The 12745-nt window shown below is 72.5% G+C and carries 12 protein-coding genes and 2 pseudogenes; 8 read left to right on the forward strand and 6 right to left on the reverse strand.

The window, feature by feature from the left end; genetic code table 11:
- Positions 1-66: 66 nt before the first annotated feature.
- Positions 67-918 carry a LysR substrate-binding domain-containing protein gene (locus tag BIV25_RS09975; RefSeq protein ID WP_071371846.1) on the reverse strand — a complete coding sequence of 284 codons (852 nt, stop codon included), beginning with the start codon at positions 916-918 and terminating at the stop codon, positions 67-69.
- An 82-nt stretch (positions 919-1000) separates the two neighbouring features.
- Here BIV25_RS09975 and BIV25_RS09980 point away from each other — a divergent pair, with 82 nt between their 5' ends.
- Positions 1001-2014 (forward strand): MBL fold metallo-hydrolase, encoded by a 1014-nt coding sequence (locus BIV25_RS09980; protein WP_256255713.1) that lies wholly within the window; start codon positions 1001-1003, stop codon positions 2012-2014.
- Positions 2015-2135: 121 nt separating this feature from the next.
- On the opposite strand, the gene BIV25_RS09985 is transcribed toward BIV25_RS09980, so the two are convergent.
- Positions 2136-2720: a helix-turn-helix domain-containing protein gene (locus tag BIV25_RS09985; protein WP_071371942.1), complete on the reverse strand. Its 585-nt coding sequence runs from the start codon at positions 2718-2720 to the stop codon at positions 2136-2138.
- 106 nt (positions 2721-2826) lie between these two features.
- On the opposite strand from BIV25_RS09985, the gene BIV25_RS09990 reads away from it, so the two are divergent.
- Both BIV25_RS09990 and BIV25_RS09995 read left to right on the forward strand, forming a co-directional pair.
- Positions 2827-3954 (forward strand): aminotransferase, encoded by a 1128-nt coding sequence (locus BIV25_RS09990; RefSeq protein ID WP_071371847.1) that lies wholly within the window; start codon positions 2827-2829, stop codon positions 3952-3954.
- A 30-nt stretch (positions 3955-3984) separates the two neighbouring features.
- Positions 3985-4926: a hypothetical protein gene (locus BIV25_RS09995; protein ID WP_071371848.1), complete on the forward strand. Its 942-nt coding sequence runs from the start codon at positions 3985-3987 to the stop codon at positions 4924-4926.
- A gap of 13 nt (positions 4927-4939) precedes the next feature.
- On the opposite strand, the gene BIV25_RS10000 is transcribed toward BIV25_RS09995, so the two are convergent.
- Positions 4940-7285 (reverse strand): FtsX-like permease family protein, encoded by a 2346-nt coding sequence (locus BIV25_RS10000; protein WP_071371849.1) that lies wholly within the window; start codon positions 7283-7285, stop codon positions 4940-4942.
- Entirely contained in the window at positions 7282-8025 is a 744-nt protein-coding gene (locus tag BIV25_RS10005) for an ABC transporter ATP-binding protein (RefSeq protein ID WP_071371850.1), read from the reverse strand. Before BIV25_RS10005 ends, BIV25_RS10000 begins: the two co-directional genes overlap by 4 nt.
- Positions 8026-8205: 180 nt before the next feature.
- Between BIV25_RS10005 and BIV25_RS10010 the strand changes: the two genes are divergently transcribed.
- The gene (locus tag BIV25_RS10010; protein ID WP_071371943.1) at positions 8206-8664 is read left to right on the forward strand and encodes a PPOX class F420-dependent oxidoreductase; all 459 of its coding nucleotides are present in this window, start codon (positions 8206-8208) and stop codon (positions 8662-8664) included.
- A 55-nt stretch (positions 8665-8719) separates the two neighbouring features.
- On the opposite strand, the pseudogene BIV25_RS10015 reads toward BIV25_RS10010, so the two are convergent.
- Positions 8720-8986: pseudogene (locus BIV25_RS10015) on the reverse strand (acyl-CoA dehydrogenase family protein); the annotation flags it as partial.
- A 101-nt stretch (positions 8987-9087) separates the two neighbouring features.
- Between BIV25_RS10015 and BIV25_RS10020 the strand changes: the two are divergent.
- Both BIV25_RS10020 and BIV25_RS52570 read left to right on the forward strand, forming a co-directional pair.
- Positions 9088-9927: a trans-aconitate 2-methyltransferase gene (locus tag BIV25_RS10020; RefSeq protein WP_071371852.1), complete on the forward strand. Its 840-nt coding sequence runs from the start codon at positions 9088-9090 to the stop codon at positions 9925-9927.
- Positions 9928-9987: 60 nt separating this feature from the next.
- A pseudogene (locus BIV25_RS52570) lies at positions 9988-10182 on the forward strand (helix-turn-helix domain-containing protein); the annotation flags it as partial.
- Between the two features lie 336 nt (positions 10183-10518).
- Here BIV25_RS52570 and BIV25_RS52575 read toward each other — a convergent pair.
- Positions 10519-10719: a hypothetical protein gene (locus BIV25_RS52575; RefSeq protein WP_071371853.1), complete on the reverse strand. Its 201-nt coding sequence runs from the start codon at positions 10717-10719 to the stop codon at positions 10519-10521.
- On the opposite strand from BIV25_RS52575, the gene BIV25_RS52580 reads away from it, so the two are divergent.
- Together BIV25_RS52580 and BIV25_RS10035 are read left to right on the forward strand one after the other, a co-directional pair.
- Entirely contained in the window at positions 10718-10921 is a 204-nt protein-coding gene (locus BIV25_RS52580) for a hypothetical protein (protein ID WP_071371854.1), read from the forward strand. The genes BIV25_RS52575 and BIV25_RS52580 overlap by 2 nt on opposite strands.
- A 667-nt stretch (positions 10922-11588) precedes the next feature.
- Positions 11589-12728, forward strand: a complete 1140-nt coding sequence (locus tag BIV25_RS10035; protein ID WP_071371855.1) for an NAD(P)/FAD-dependent oxidoreductase — start codon at positions 11589-11591, stop codon at positions 12726-12728.
- Positions 12729-12745 lie beyond the last annotated feature (17 nt).

The following is a 12745-nucleotide window of genomic DNA, read 5'->3' on the forward strand; positions in this document are numbered from 1 at the left end:
TCCCCCAGGGTGAAGGTCAACCGGTCCGCCCCGAACCGACCATGGCACACATGCGGATGACGTCGCTCAGGTCCGGTAGGCGGACTTCGCGAGCGCGACGAAGGAGTCGGCCAGTGGGTTCGGGTCACCCTCGTTCGTCGCCACCACCACGCGGCTCGGCGGCATGTCGGCCAGCGGGACCACGGTCAGCTCCGCGGGGAGTCGGTGGCCGAGCGGGGCCATGCCGACCGTGCCGTTCCAGAGCACGGCGTGCAGACACTCCTGGACAGCGCGGACCACCGGCCCCCGACGGGACCGGCCGCCGTTCCAGTACGTGCGCCACTCCGCGTCGGTGTCCTCCGGGAACCGGAACCACTGCCGCGCCGCCAGGTCGGCGAGGCACAGCTGCTCGCGTCGGGCCAGCGGGTCGTCGGCGCGCAGCACCGCGCCCACCGGGTCGGCACGCAGGTCGTGCACGGTCAGACCGGTCTCGTCGAACGGTGCGCGGGTCAGGGCGATGTCGACCAGTCCCGCGCGCAGTCCGCACGTCGGATCCGTCAGGCCGGTCTCGCGGACCCGGATACCGATGCCGGGGTGTCGGCGCCGGAACGCGGCGGCGAGCCGGGCGGCTCCCCTGTCGGTGCCGTCGCCCAGGATGCCGACGGTGAGCGTCGCGACGCCCGCCGTCGCGGCCACGCGTGCGCGTACCTGGTCGGCGTGGCCGAGCAGGGCGCGTGCTTCCTTCAGCAGGGTCGTCCCGGCGGGGGTGAGCGCGACCCCTGTCGCGGAACGGTGCAGCAACGGCGTGCCCAGGCCGGTCTCCAGCTGTCTGATCGCCCTGCTCAGCGGCGGTTGGCTCATGTGCAGCCGGGCGGCGGCCCGGCCGAAGTGGAGTTCCTCGGCGACGGCCACGAAGTAGCGCAGCGTGCGTAGCTCCATGACCGGCGACGATACCGGCGCGGTATGGCGTGCACCCAGTCGGTCTTGGACAGCCACGACACCACGGCGGTGGAATCGCCGTATGACACAGGACGTGACGCAGGACGTGACGCAGGACGCGCCGCAGGACATGGCACAGGGCTCGGCGCGGGAGACCGGGCAGGACACGGTCCGAAGCCGACCGGGAGACATGGCGGGCGTGCGCGTCCCCGACCCCGTCGTGAGGGTCGCCGGTGCCCGGGAGATCGCCCCCGACCTGCTGGTGATCCCGAACCAGCAGGCCCAGCTGGTGCCCAACGTCGGTGTCATCGGCGGCGCTCGGGCCGTGCTCGTCGTCGAGACCGGTCTGGGCACCGCCAACGCCGAGCAGGTACTCGCGTTCGCGTCGGAGGTGGCCCGGGGCCGTCGGCTGTACCTGACCACGACGCACTTCCACCCGGAGCACGCGTTCGGCGCGCAGGCCTTCGCCGATCGGGCCACGTACCTCGTCAACCGCGCCCAGGCGGACGACCTCACGGCCAAGGGCCCGGCGTATCTGGAGATGTTCCGGGACTTCGGCGGTCCGGTGGCCGACCGGCTGGCAGGCATCGGGGTGCCCGCTCCCGACGAGGTGTTCGACGGCACGTACGACCTCGACCTCGGCGGCCGTGTCGTACGGCTGCGGCCCGCCGGCCGGGGGCACACCAAGGGCGACCAGGTGGTCGAAGTACCGGACGCCGGCGTGCTGTTCACCGGGGATCTCGCCGAGACCGGGCAGTTCGCCATCTTCCCGTGGTTCCCGCCGTACGACACGGACGTCTCCGGTGTGGGCTGGCTGAAGGTGCTGGAGCGCCTGGCCGCCCGCGGAGTCCGGACGGTGGTTCCCGGGCACGGTGAACCCGGCGGTCAGGAGGTCCTTACGGCGGTCCGCGACTATCTGCGCGAGCTGCGTGACGAGACGTGGCGCAGGCGTGACTCGGCGATGGGCGAGGGCGAGATCGTCGCCGAGGTGCGGGCGCTGCTCGTCGCGCGGCATCCGGAGTGGGCCGGCCAGGAGTGGATCGAGCGGGGCGTCGGGTGTCTGTGTGCCGAGCACCCGTCGCGCGGGGTGTCGTAACGGCCTTCAACTCATCGAGTATGAACGTCACTTGAGGAACGCATCGTGGTGGCGCGACGCAGCGTCCGGGCAGCCGCGGCGCTCCGCCGAAAGGCGCCACCGGCTCCGCCCGGTGACGGGTTCAGGCGCCCGTCACGACCCGTACGAAGACGGCCGGTTCGGTGCCGTCGTTGGCGTAGGCGTACTCCTGGTCGCTGGCGATGACCGCACTCTGCCCCGGGGCCAGCGCACGGGGGCCGGTCGGCAGGGTCAGGGTCAGGCGACCGGAGAGCACGTGATGGATCTCCTGTGCGCCGGGGCGGTCGGGTTCGGCGTCATAGCGGCCTCCGGGCGCCAGGGTCCAGCGCCACAGTTCGGCGCGCGGGTCCTGTGTCGCGCCGAGGAGCAGCGCCCGGCTGCCGTCGGGGGCCTGCCACACGAGCGCCCCCTCGACGTGCTCGTGCGCCTCGTCCGGCGCGTCCCGCCCGGGCAGGGCCAGGGCGGCGAAGTCGGTGTCCAGGGCCCGTGCGACCCGGTCGACGGTGGCGAGGCTCGGGTTGGCCTGGCCCAGTTCGATGTCGGTGAGCATCCGCCGGCTCAGTCCGCCGGCCTCGGCCAGCTGCTGCACGCTCCAGCCGCGCTGCTTGCGCAGGGCTCGGATGCGCCCGCCGATGCGGGTCACGAACTCCTGCGGGGTGCTGCTGCCGGCGGCGACCTCACTGCTCATGGTGAGCACTATAGTGCACAAAAGGCTTGCGCGCCCCCAAGGTGAGCAATATATTGCCCATTATGCAAGCGATCGCCACATCACCCGCCTCCGAGGGGCGGCTTCGATGAAAATCCACGAGTTCGAAGTCGAGCGCTGGATGAACGACTTCGAGGAGACCTGCCGGTACAACCTCGCCGAGACCTGTGTCCGCTCCCTCACCACGGGCGAACTGCTGGACCTGTCCGGCCGGCGCGACGAGATACTGGCCGAACTGGCCGCCACCCCGCTCACCTACGGTCCGATCCCCGGCAGCCCGCGCCTGCGCGCTCTGGTCGCGGGCCTGTACGCGGCGCAGGGCCCGGACAACGTCCTGATCACCCACGGGGCGATCGGTGCCAACGCGCTCGTGCACACCGCCCTCGTCGAACCCGGCGATCACATCGTGGCCGTCGTCCCCACCTACCAGCAGCACTACTCTCTCCCCGACAGCTACGGCGCCCGCGTCGACCGGCTGGCGCTGCGCGAGGAGGACGGCTGGCTGCCCGATCTCGCCGCGCTCGACCGCCTGGTCACCCCGGACACCAGGCTCATAGCCCTCAACAACCCCAACAACCCCACCGGCGCTCTGATCGACGAGGCAGGCCTCATCCGGATCACCGAGATCGCCCGGCGCGCCGGGGCGTGGGTACTGTGCGACGAGGTGTACCGGGGCGTGGACCAGCACGGCGACGGCTTCACCGCATCGATCGCCGACCTGTACGAGCGCGGCATCTCCACCGGCAGCATGTCCAAGCCGTTCTCGCTGGCCGGGCTGCGCCTGGGCTGGATCGTCGCCCCGACCGGACTGCTGGCCGACGTCGCCACGCACCGTGACTACACCACCATCAGCGTCGGACGCGTCGACGACCTGCTGGCCTGTGTCGCGCTGGAGAACAAGGCCGCGATCCTGGCCCGCTCCCACCGGATCACCCGTACCAACCTCACCGTCCTGGACACCTGGGTGGCCGGCCGCGACGACATCCGCTGCGTCCGGCCCGCCTCGGGCACCACCGCCCTGCTGCGCTACGACTCCCCCATCGGCTCCTACGAGTTCTGCACCCGCCTGCTGGAGCGGACCGGCGTTCTGTTCACCCCCGGCGCGGCGTTCGGCATCGAGCACACCGTGCGCATCGGATTCGCCGACGACACCGAGACCCTGCGCACCGGCCTCCGTCTGGTGGGCGCGTTCCTGGACCACCTCGCCCGGCCGTGAGCCGTCAACCGCACCGGCTATCGTCTCGGCATGCGACGCACGGACCTCACCCGGGACAACGGCACATGGACGGGTCTGTCCCTGGAGGTGACGGGACGCCGCCGGCCCGGCCTGTGTCTGTTCAGCGCCCGGCGGCGGCTGCTGCTCGCCCAGCAGGCGCGCCCCGTACTGCTCGCCGCCGTCGACGAGCACTACTACGGCGTGGACTTCTGGCGCACCGACCACTACCGCTCGCTCCTGCCACCGTTGCGTGCCGAGACCGGGCGGGCGCTGGCCGGCCGCCCGGACCGCTGGGCGTACCGCTTCGCCGACCACTTGCTCGACGCGCCCGACAGCCCCCTGCACGACGGCCGTTGGCTGCTCTCGCCCGACAGCCCGCTCCTGCACCGGAACCACGGCCGACGGCCACACGCCGAACACTGGGCATCGATGCTCGTCGAGGGCCATCCCGACGGGTACATCGACTGGTTCGTACACCACGGCTCCTGGGAGGTCCTGCCGCTGCGCCCGCTGCCCGAGGCCGACGACAGCCGGGTCCGGGCGTACCGCAGGCAGGCGCGTGACGGCACGCTCCCGCCCGTGCTGCTGTGGTGGGTCAGCGGGCTGGACTGCCATCTGATCCTGGACGGTCATGCCCGGCTCGCCGCGGCGATCGCCGAGTCGACCGCGCCCTCGGTGCTGCACCTGCACCGCACCGCCCCGAGCGACGAAGTGGCCGCCGGAACCGAGCGGGCGGTGCACCACTACGAGGCCGAACTGGCCCGGTTCGCCGAGCTGCGCGCCGTGCACGGCTCCGCCGTACCCGACGGTGCCGCCCTCGCGGGACCGGAGCTGGCCCGCCGCCTCGGCGACCTGCACACGGGGCAACGGCCCAGCTGGGCCTGGCCACTTGACGGCGGGGAGACCCGATGGCGGTGCCTGGCGGACGAGGCGGCCGGCCGCCGGTGGCCTGACGGCGCGTCACCGGCGTGAGAGCGACGGGCGCTCACTCGGTGCGCAGCACCCGGGCGATGGTCTGCCGGGCCGCCGCACGCGCCGGTATCACCGCGCCCAGCGCGGCGATCGCCACTCCCGCCAGCACCAGCAGCGTCATCGCCCCGGGGTGCCACACGTCCAGCATACGTCCAGGGAAGGTGAGTTGGGCGGCGTGCTCGGTCATCGGGATCACCACACGGTACGCCGTGACGCCGAGCGGCAGCCCCAGGATCCCGCCGGCCAGCCCCAGCCCGGCCATGGACACCACCATCATCACCGTGACCTGCCGTGGCGTCATGCCGATCGACTTCAGCATCCCCAGGTCACGCTGCCGCTCCCGGGCGCTGAGCACGACGGTGTTGAACACGCCCATCGCGGCGACCAGCGTCAGCATCAGGGTCAGGGCGGACGCGGAGCCGACGACGGTCACGGCGTCCGCGTTCATCATGGTGTTCTCCGTCGGGTAGAGCCCCGGATCGGCGGCTTGTACGGCCTTCGCGTAGGCGCTGAAGTCGGCTCCGTCCGTGAGCCGCACCCAGTACTGGTTGGCCTGCGCGTCCGGCGACAGAGCCGTCACCGTCGACCAGTCCGCTCGCATCCAGTCCCCCGGCCCGGCCAGGACCTCCCCGACCAGCGTCACGCGCTCCTGCCGCCCGTCCGCCACGGTCAGGGTGAAGGACTCACCGAGCCGCAGCCCCTGCTTGGCCAGGAATCTGCCGGAGGCCACCACCTCACCGGGCCCCCGCATCCAGCGGCCCCGCGCGAGACCGTCCGGCAGCGTCGACCGTCCCCCGCGCATGCCCTCGACCGACACTCCTTCGCTCCGGCCGGGTATCCGTGCCTCGGTGAAGCCCACGGCGGCCACGTCCGCGACATGCGGCAGACCGCGCAGGAGGGACTGTGCCGCGGCGTCGTCGTGGTGCGGTGCGGTCTGGTCGAACCTGGGCTGTCCTCGCCAGACGGTCGACTGTGCCGTGCCGTAGTCCTGCTCCGCGCGGCCGTAGGAGATCATGGTGGCCGACAGGCCGGTGGCGAAGGTCACCGTCGCCACTCCGAGCAGGACCGAGGCGACGGTGAGCAGCGCTCGTCCCGGCCGGGCGAAGGGCAGGCCCAGCCCGAGGGTGACCGAGCGCGGCAGCCGGACACCGGACAGCCACCGCTGTACGGCCGGTCCCCGTCGGCGGTGCGCTGCACTGCCCGCACTGATGGCGCGGACCGCGGAGAGCCGGTGGGCGCGCAGAGCGGGGATCAGCGCGGCCAGCAGTACCGTCAGCGGCATGCCGAGTGCGGTGGTCGCATATGCCCAGGAGCTGATCGTCGGGTGCACGGTCACGGTGCCGAGGTCCGTGCCCTGGAAGACCTGATGCAACAGCGGCCGTGCGACCACCCCGCCCAGCGCCGTGCCGACCAGCGCGCCCACCGTGGCGGGGACGCACACCATCACCAGGTAGACCGCGACGACCTGACGGGATGTGAATCCCAGCGACTTGAGCACGCCGATGTGGCGGAAGCCGGACACCACCGCACCGCTCACCACATTGCCCACGATCAGGATCGCGACCAGCAGGCCGAGGACTCCGAAGGCCAGGAGGAACGGCACGAAGGCGTTGGGGTTGGCCGCGACCTGCGCCTTCAAGGTCAGGTACGACTGATGCGCGATCAGCGCTCCGGACGGCAGTCCGGCGCTCACCGCCACGGTGTCCCCGCTGATCTGACGGGCTGTCGCGGCGCGGTCGAACCGGTACAGCATCTGGTACGCCGTGGGGTGCAGGCCGGCGATCTGCTGCGGGGAGACCCACGCCTGGGCGGTCCCGCTCACGCTGGACGCGAGGCCGACGACGGTCAGCGGTGCCCTGCCGGACAGCTGGATCCGTTTGCCGATCGGTGAGTGCGGCCCGTCCGCCATCCCGGGCGCGTCGGGCAGCGCCAGCACGATCTGGCCCGTCCCGGTGGCCCAGTGCCCGGCGAAGAGGTCCAGTCGGTCGACGGCGCCGCCGGGGTCCGCCCGCCCGACGACCGTCAGGGGGCCGGGTGCCGTCCCGGGTATCCGGGACGCCGCGCTCTCCGGCATCGCGATCACGGCTTGCGGGAACGGCCCGGCCGAGGCCCGTACGCCCGGACGGTGCTCGGTCCGGCCCAGCTGTGCGCCGGAGACCTTCGCCGCGTCGAACGTGGCGACGACGTGCGCGCCGTGCGCCTGGCCGAAGATCCGGTCGAAGGGCCCGGAGACGACGTCGAGCAGGCCGAGCGCGACCACGAGGGCCATGCTGGAGACGAGGACCACCGCCCCGATCACGGTGGTCTGGAGGCGTCGGCGGCGAACAGCCGCGCGAGAGATCCGCCACACCGCGCTCATGCCGTCCGCTCCAGGGTCCGCTCGCCGGTGATCCGGCCGTCCGCCATCGTCACCAGCCGGCTGGCGCACCGGGTGGCCAGCCGCTGGTCATGCGTCACCAACAGCAGTGTCTGGCCCAGTTCGTTGAGATCGAGGAGCAGGTCCATCACCTGCTCCCCCGCGTGGCTGTCCAGGGCGCCGGTCGGCTCGTCCGCCAGCAGCAGCGCGGGGCGGTTCATCAGCGCGCGGGCCACGGCCACCCGCTGGCGCTCGCCGCCGCTGAGGGCGGCCGGGTACACGTTCTTGCGGTCGGCGATGCCGAGTTCGTCCAGCAACTCCAGTGCCCGGCGCCGGGCCTGGCGGGCCGGTGTTCCGGTGAGCTGGGCGGCGAGGGCGACGTTGTCGATCGCGGGCAGGTCGTCGATGAGGTTGAAGAACTGGAAGATCATGCCGATCCGGCGGCGCCGGAAGAGGGCCAGCCCGGTCTCGTTGATCCGGCCCAGGTCCTCGCCGTGTACGTGCACGGAACCGCCGCTCGGCCGGTCCAGCCCTGCGATCATGTTGAGCAGGGTGGACTTGCCGCAGCCGGACGGCCCCATCACGGCGACCGCCTCCCCGGCACCGATCTCCAGCGACACCCCGTTCAGGGCGGCGGTGTCGCCGTACTCCTTGCGCAGCCCGCTCACCCGGACAACTGCCTCGTCCCGCACGGCGACCGCCCCGGCACCCCGGCCCGTGCCGCTGATCTCTTCGCTGGTCATGACAGGGACGGTAGGCGCCGCGCCCCGCCCCGGTCGTCATCCCCCGGACTTAACCCGCGCCGGCGGTCATCCTGGGGATGTAGGCGCGCCCCGGACACCGCCTGGGAGTTGCGGCCACGGTGCTCACCATCGGACATGACTCCGGGAATGCGCGTGCCGGTCACGGCTGTTGATCCGTCCATGACCCAGGGCCCAGCACCTCGCGCACTGTCCGACCGAGCACTCTCCGACCTGCTCGGCGAGCAGCAGTTCGGCACCCTTGCCACCGTCAGGCGCGACGGCCGTCCCCATCTGACGACGATGCTCTTCCACTGGGACCCGCAGGCACGCGTCGTCCGGTTCTCCACGACCGCCGACCGCGTCAAGACCAGGCATCTGCGGCACAACCCGCTTGCCGCGCTGCATGTTCAGGGGGGCGACGTGTGGTCGTTCGCCGTGGCCGAGGGCACGGCCGAGGTCTCCGAGGCCACGGCGGTTCCCGGCGACGCGGTCGGACGGGAGTTGCTCGGGATGATCCCGCCGGCGGCGAAGCCGGAGGACGAGGACGCGTTCCTGCACCAACTGGTCGCCGAACGCCGGGTGGTCATCCGGCTGAAGGTGGCCCGGCTCTACGGTACGGCGCTCGACGTCACCGGATGAGCTGCCCGACGTACTCTGTTCCGCTGCGAGGCACCCCGGGACCGGTGACCGGCGGTCACGCGTCCGGGCCTCCGCGCCCGGCCAACTGCCCGACGACGACGTTCCGCTGGGTCTCGTTCGCTCCCTCGCCCACGATCATCAGGGGTGCGTCCCTGAAGTCCGGCTGGTGCTGCCAGATCGGCTTGCCGAACGACTCACGTCCCCGGGCGTACGCGAGGGCGGCGCGGCCGACGCAGAGGGCCCGGGCGGCGTCCTGCAAGCGGCCTTTCTCCAAACCCTTCATCATCTGCGGGAAGCCTTTACCCTCCGCCCCGCCGAGCAGGACTGAGCGTCGCCACCCACCGCGAGGCCCGGCACGCCACGGCCGCGGGGACGCCCGGAATTTCCGGCACGCCGCGGACGTCGATCGTTAGCCTGCTCCGCATGCCCGACGACATCATCCGGAGACCACGCGACGACAGGCCCGAGGAGTCCCGGCGGGCGTACCTGAGCCGGACGTTCGACGAGGACGCGGAACTCTACGACCGGGCCCGGCCCGGCTATCCGTCCGAGCTCTACGACGACCTCACGGAACTCGCGGGCACCGGCCCCGGCAGCCGTGTGCTGGAGGTGGGCTGCGGGACCGGGCAGGTGACGGTTCCGCTGGCCGGACGGGGCTGTCGGATCACCGCCGTCGAGGCGGGGCCGAGCATGGCCGAGATCGCCCGCCGCAACCTGGCCGGGACACCGGGGGCGGAGGTGGTGACGGCCAGGTTCGAGGAGTGGCCACTGCCGGTGGCGCCGTTCGACGTGGTCGTCTCGGCGACGGCGTTCCACTGGATCGACCCGGCGGTCCGGGTGGCCAAGGCCGCCGACGCGCTGCGTCCGGGCGGGGCCCTCGCCGTGGTGCGCACCCAGCATGTCCTGGGCGGCACCGAGGAGTTCTTCGTCGAGGTCCAGCGCTGCTACGAGCGTTTCGATCCGGCGACACCGCCCGGGCTCCGGCCTCCCGCGGCCGCCGCGGTCGACAACGCGGACCATGCGGAGGAGCTGGCGCGCAGCGGCCGCTTCGGCTCCACCGTCTTCCGCCGCCACGAGCAGGACCTGACGTACGGCACGTCGGAGTACCTGGACCTGCTGCGCACCTTCTCCGGCCACCGGGCCCTCCCGGAGGCGGCCAGGAACGGGCTGCTGCACTGCATCGCGAACCTGATCGACGGGCGGTACGGCGGCCGGGTGACCAAGCGCGTGCTCATCGAGCTGGCGGTGTCGCACCGCCGATGACGAATCGGTGCCCCGGCCGCGGGTCCCCTGCAGCGCATCCGCGCCCCTGCCCGGGGGAAGGTGTCGCGGAAGTCGGAACTGGCGGAGCGATTGCACGCGTCGAAGGAGCGCGGTCGTCACTGCTGTGCCGAACTCTCGGCGAGATGCGGATTCAGCGCCTCCACCCTCCATCGCTACTGCCGCGGCCCTGTGCTGCCGGACAGCTACGGAATGGTGGAGCGTGTCGCCCGTGAATGCTGCGCAGACCGGGTCGAGTTGGCCGAGCTGCACCGGCTGTGGGAGCAGGCCGGCGCCGCGCGCGGCCGCACGGACGACGCGCCTTCCCGAGAGGCACCTGCGCTGGAGGCAGCCGCCATCGAGGCAGCCGCCGTAAAGGCGCCGGTTCCGGGGGCGGACGCCGGACCGCTGCCGCCTCCACGACCGGAGCACGTCCGATGCCGCCCACGAACGCGCCCGGCGCACAACTGCCCACCCGCCGCTCCGCCTTACTGCGCTGGTCCGGCGTTCTGGTCCTGCTGCTCGTCGTCCTGGGAGCGGGGTCGGCGGCACCTGCTGCGCACCCCAGTTCCCGGCCGCGGTGCCCAGGTCGTTCTACGGAGTGACGGTGAACAGCAGCAGCGACGACATGCCGGCGTTCCGCGTGGGCGCCGTGCGGCGTGGGACAGCGAGCCCCGCCGGGCGCTGGTAGAGCCCGCCCGCGGCCACACCTTCGGCGGCACCGTCCTGAACCGCGCCGAACGCTCCGCTGGGCCCGTACGACGACGGTTCGCGCGCGGCCCCGCCGGGCGGCATGGACGACTGGGTCCGCTACGTACGGGCCGTGGCCACCCGGTACGCGGGCCGCATCACCGCCGACGAGCTGTGGGTGCTCGCGCCCTCCCCGCACTTCTTCACCGGTGACGCCGCCACGCCGACGCGCATGACACAGCGGGCCACCGCCGTGATCCGGCGGGCCGGCCCTCGGGCCACCCTCGTCTGCCCGTCGCGGGGGTGAAGCTCTGTCCACGGCACGCAGGTGACACTCCGGAGACCTTCGTACGCCTCGGCCGGATCATCGACGGGACCTTCCACAGGGCCGGGGTCCATCCCCGCTGTGGAACACCGGGACGACGTACCGCATGCCCGATGACAGCCCGCTGGACGAGGACCAGCCGGTCGCGTACGCGACGCGCTTCCATCTGATCGGCATGAATCTGCGCTACGGCCGCATGTAACTCTACAACTGGGGCGGCACCAGGATCCCGCTCGTCCTCCAGGCCGACGGCCGCCCGCCGACCGCCGCGGCCCGCGCCGTGGACCGGCTCCAGCGCCGACTGGCCGGCGCCCGGATCGCGGCCTGTGGGCACGGGCAGGACGACGGGCTGCCGAGCCGTGTACGGGAGTGCGGATGCCTTCTCGGCACACCCCGGGGGGCGTCCGTCGGTCCGGCCGTGCCCCACAGGCCGCGATGCGGGCACCGTCCACATCACCCGACAGCCCGTCCTCATCACGCTCTCCCCCTGAGGGGCGCGGGTGCCCGCCCGTCGTCGGAACCGATGCGCCGTGTCGGTGAGGTGTCGGAGGCTGTCGGTCCGTTGTCGGCGACGCGTCGGTGGGGGCTGACACCTTCAGGGAGACGGCCGGCCGGAGCTCACCGGGCGGCCCGATCCCAAGGAGCCATCATGCGGACTCACGTCACGATCATCGGTGCCGGTCTCGGCGGCCTCACGCTCGCCCGCGTCCTGCACCTCCACGACATCCCCGCGACGGTCTACGAGGCGGAGCCCTCCCCTGCGGCGCGTGCGCAGGGCGGGCTGCTCGACATCCATGACTACAACGGTCAACTCGCCCTGGAGGAGGCAGACTTGATGGACGAGTTCCGGGGTCTCGTCCTGGCGGGCCGGCAGGCGATACGGATCCTCGACCGGGACGGGACCGTCCTGCTCGACAAGCCCGACGACGGCTCGGGCGGACGTCCCGAGGTGCAGCGCGGCGAGCTGCGACGGATGCTGCTCGACTCGCTCCCGGCCGGCACCGTCCGGTGGGGGCACAAGGTCAGCGCCACCCGTGCCCTCGGCGCGGGCCGCCACGAGGTGACCTTCGCCGACGGCGCCGCCGTCGTCACCAGCCTGCTGGTCGGCGCGGACGGCGCATGGTCACGCGTCCGCCCGCTGCTCTCCACCGCGACACCCGGGTACACCGGCAAGTCGGTCGTCGAGACCTATCTGTTCGACGCCGACACCCGGCACCCGGCCGCCGCGAAGGCGGTCGGCGGTGGGTCGATGATCGTGCCCACGCCGGACAGGGACATCTTCGCTCACCGGGAGAAGGACGACACCCTGCACGCCTACCTGGGGCTGTCCGAGCCGCAGGACTGGTTCGCCGCCATCGACTTCACCGACACCGCCGCGGCGTCGGCACGGATCGCGGCGGAGTTCGCCGGCTGGGCACCCGAACTCACCGCGCTGATCACCGAGGCCGACACCGCGCCGGTCCTGCGCCCCCTCTACGCCCTGCCGACCGGGCACCGGTGGGAGCGGGTGCCCGGGGTGACGCTGCTCGGCGACGCGGCCCACCTCGCGCCCCCGAACGGCGAAGGCGCCAACCTGGCCATGCTCGACGGCGCCGAACTCGGCAAGGCCCTCGCCGCACACCCAGACGACGTCGAGGGCGCGCTCACCGAGTACGAGCGGGCCCTGTTCCCCCGCAGCGCCGAGGGAGCCGGCTTCGAAGGTGCCGAGGCGCAGGGGACCGAGTCCGGGGGCAACCCGGTGGACGACCTGATCAAGATGATCAACACGGCCACCGAGAGGAGTCGTTGAGGCACTCGATCCCCCCA

The organism is Streptomyces sp. MUSC 14, assembly GCF_001866675.1.
Classification (GTDB): Bacteria; Actinomycetota; Actinomycetes; order Streptomycetales; family Streptomycetaceae; genus Streptomyces.

Excerpts from the sequence above, each read along its gene's own strand:
- BIV25_RS09985 (WP_071371942.1), bottom strand. The coding sequence starts at position 2,720 with ATGAGCAGTGAGGTCGCCGCCGGCAGCAGCACCCCGCAGGAGTTCGTG.
- BIV25_RS10010 (WP_071371943.1), top strand. The coding sequence starts at position 8,206 with ATGACCCAGGGCCCAGCACCTCGCGCACTGTCCGACCGAGCACTCTCC.
- BIV25_RS10035 (WP_071371855.1), top strand. The coding sequence starts at position 11,589 with ATGCGGACTCACGTCACGATCATCGGTGCCGGTCTCGGCGGCCTCACG.
- BIV25_RS09990 (WP_071371847.1), top strand. The coding sequence starts at position 2,827 with ATGAAAATCCACGAGTTCGAAGTCGAGCGCTGGATGAACGACTTCGAG.
- BIV25_RS10020 (WP_071371852.1), top strand. The coding sequence starts at position 9,088 with ATGCCCGACGACATCATCCGGAGACCACGCGACGACAGGCCCGAGGAG.
- BIV25_RS09980 (WP_256255713.1), top strand. The coding sequence starts at position 1,001 with ATGACACAGGACGTGACGCAGGACGTGACGCAGGACGCGCCGCAGGAC.
- BIV25_RS09995 (WP_071371848.1), top strand. The coding sequence starts at position 3,985 with ATGCGACGCACGGACCTCACCCGGGACAACGGCACATGGACGGGTCTG.
- BIV25_RS10000 (WP_071371849.1), bottom strand. The coding sequence starts at position 7,285 with ATGAGCGCGGTGTGGCGGATCTCTCGCGCGGCTGTTCGCCGCCGACGC.
- BIV25_RS09975 (WP_071371846.1), bottom strand. The coding sequence starts at position 918 with ATGGAGCTACGCACGCTGCGCTACTTCGTGGCCGTCGCCGAGGAACTC.
- BIV25_RS10005 (WP_071371850.1), bottom strand. The coding sequence starts at position 8,025 with ATGACCAGCGAAGAGATCAGCGGCACGGGCCGGGGTGCCGGGGCGGTC.
- BIV25_RS52580 (WP_071371854.1), top strand. The coding sequence starts at position 10,718 with ATGGACGACTGGGTCCGCTACGTACGGGCCGTGGCCACCCGGTACGCG.
- BIV25_RS52575 (WP_071371853.1), bottom strand. The coding sequence starts at position 10,719 with ATGCCGCCCGGCGGGGCCGCGCGCGAACCGTCGTCGTACGGGCCCAGC.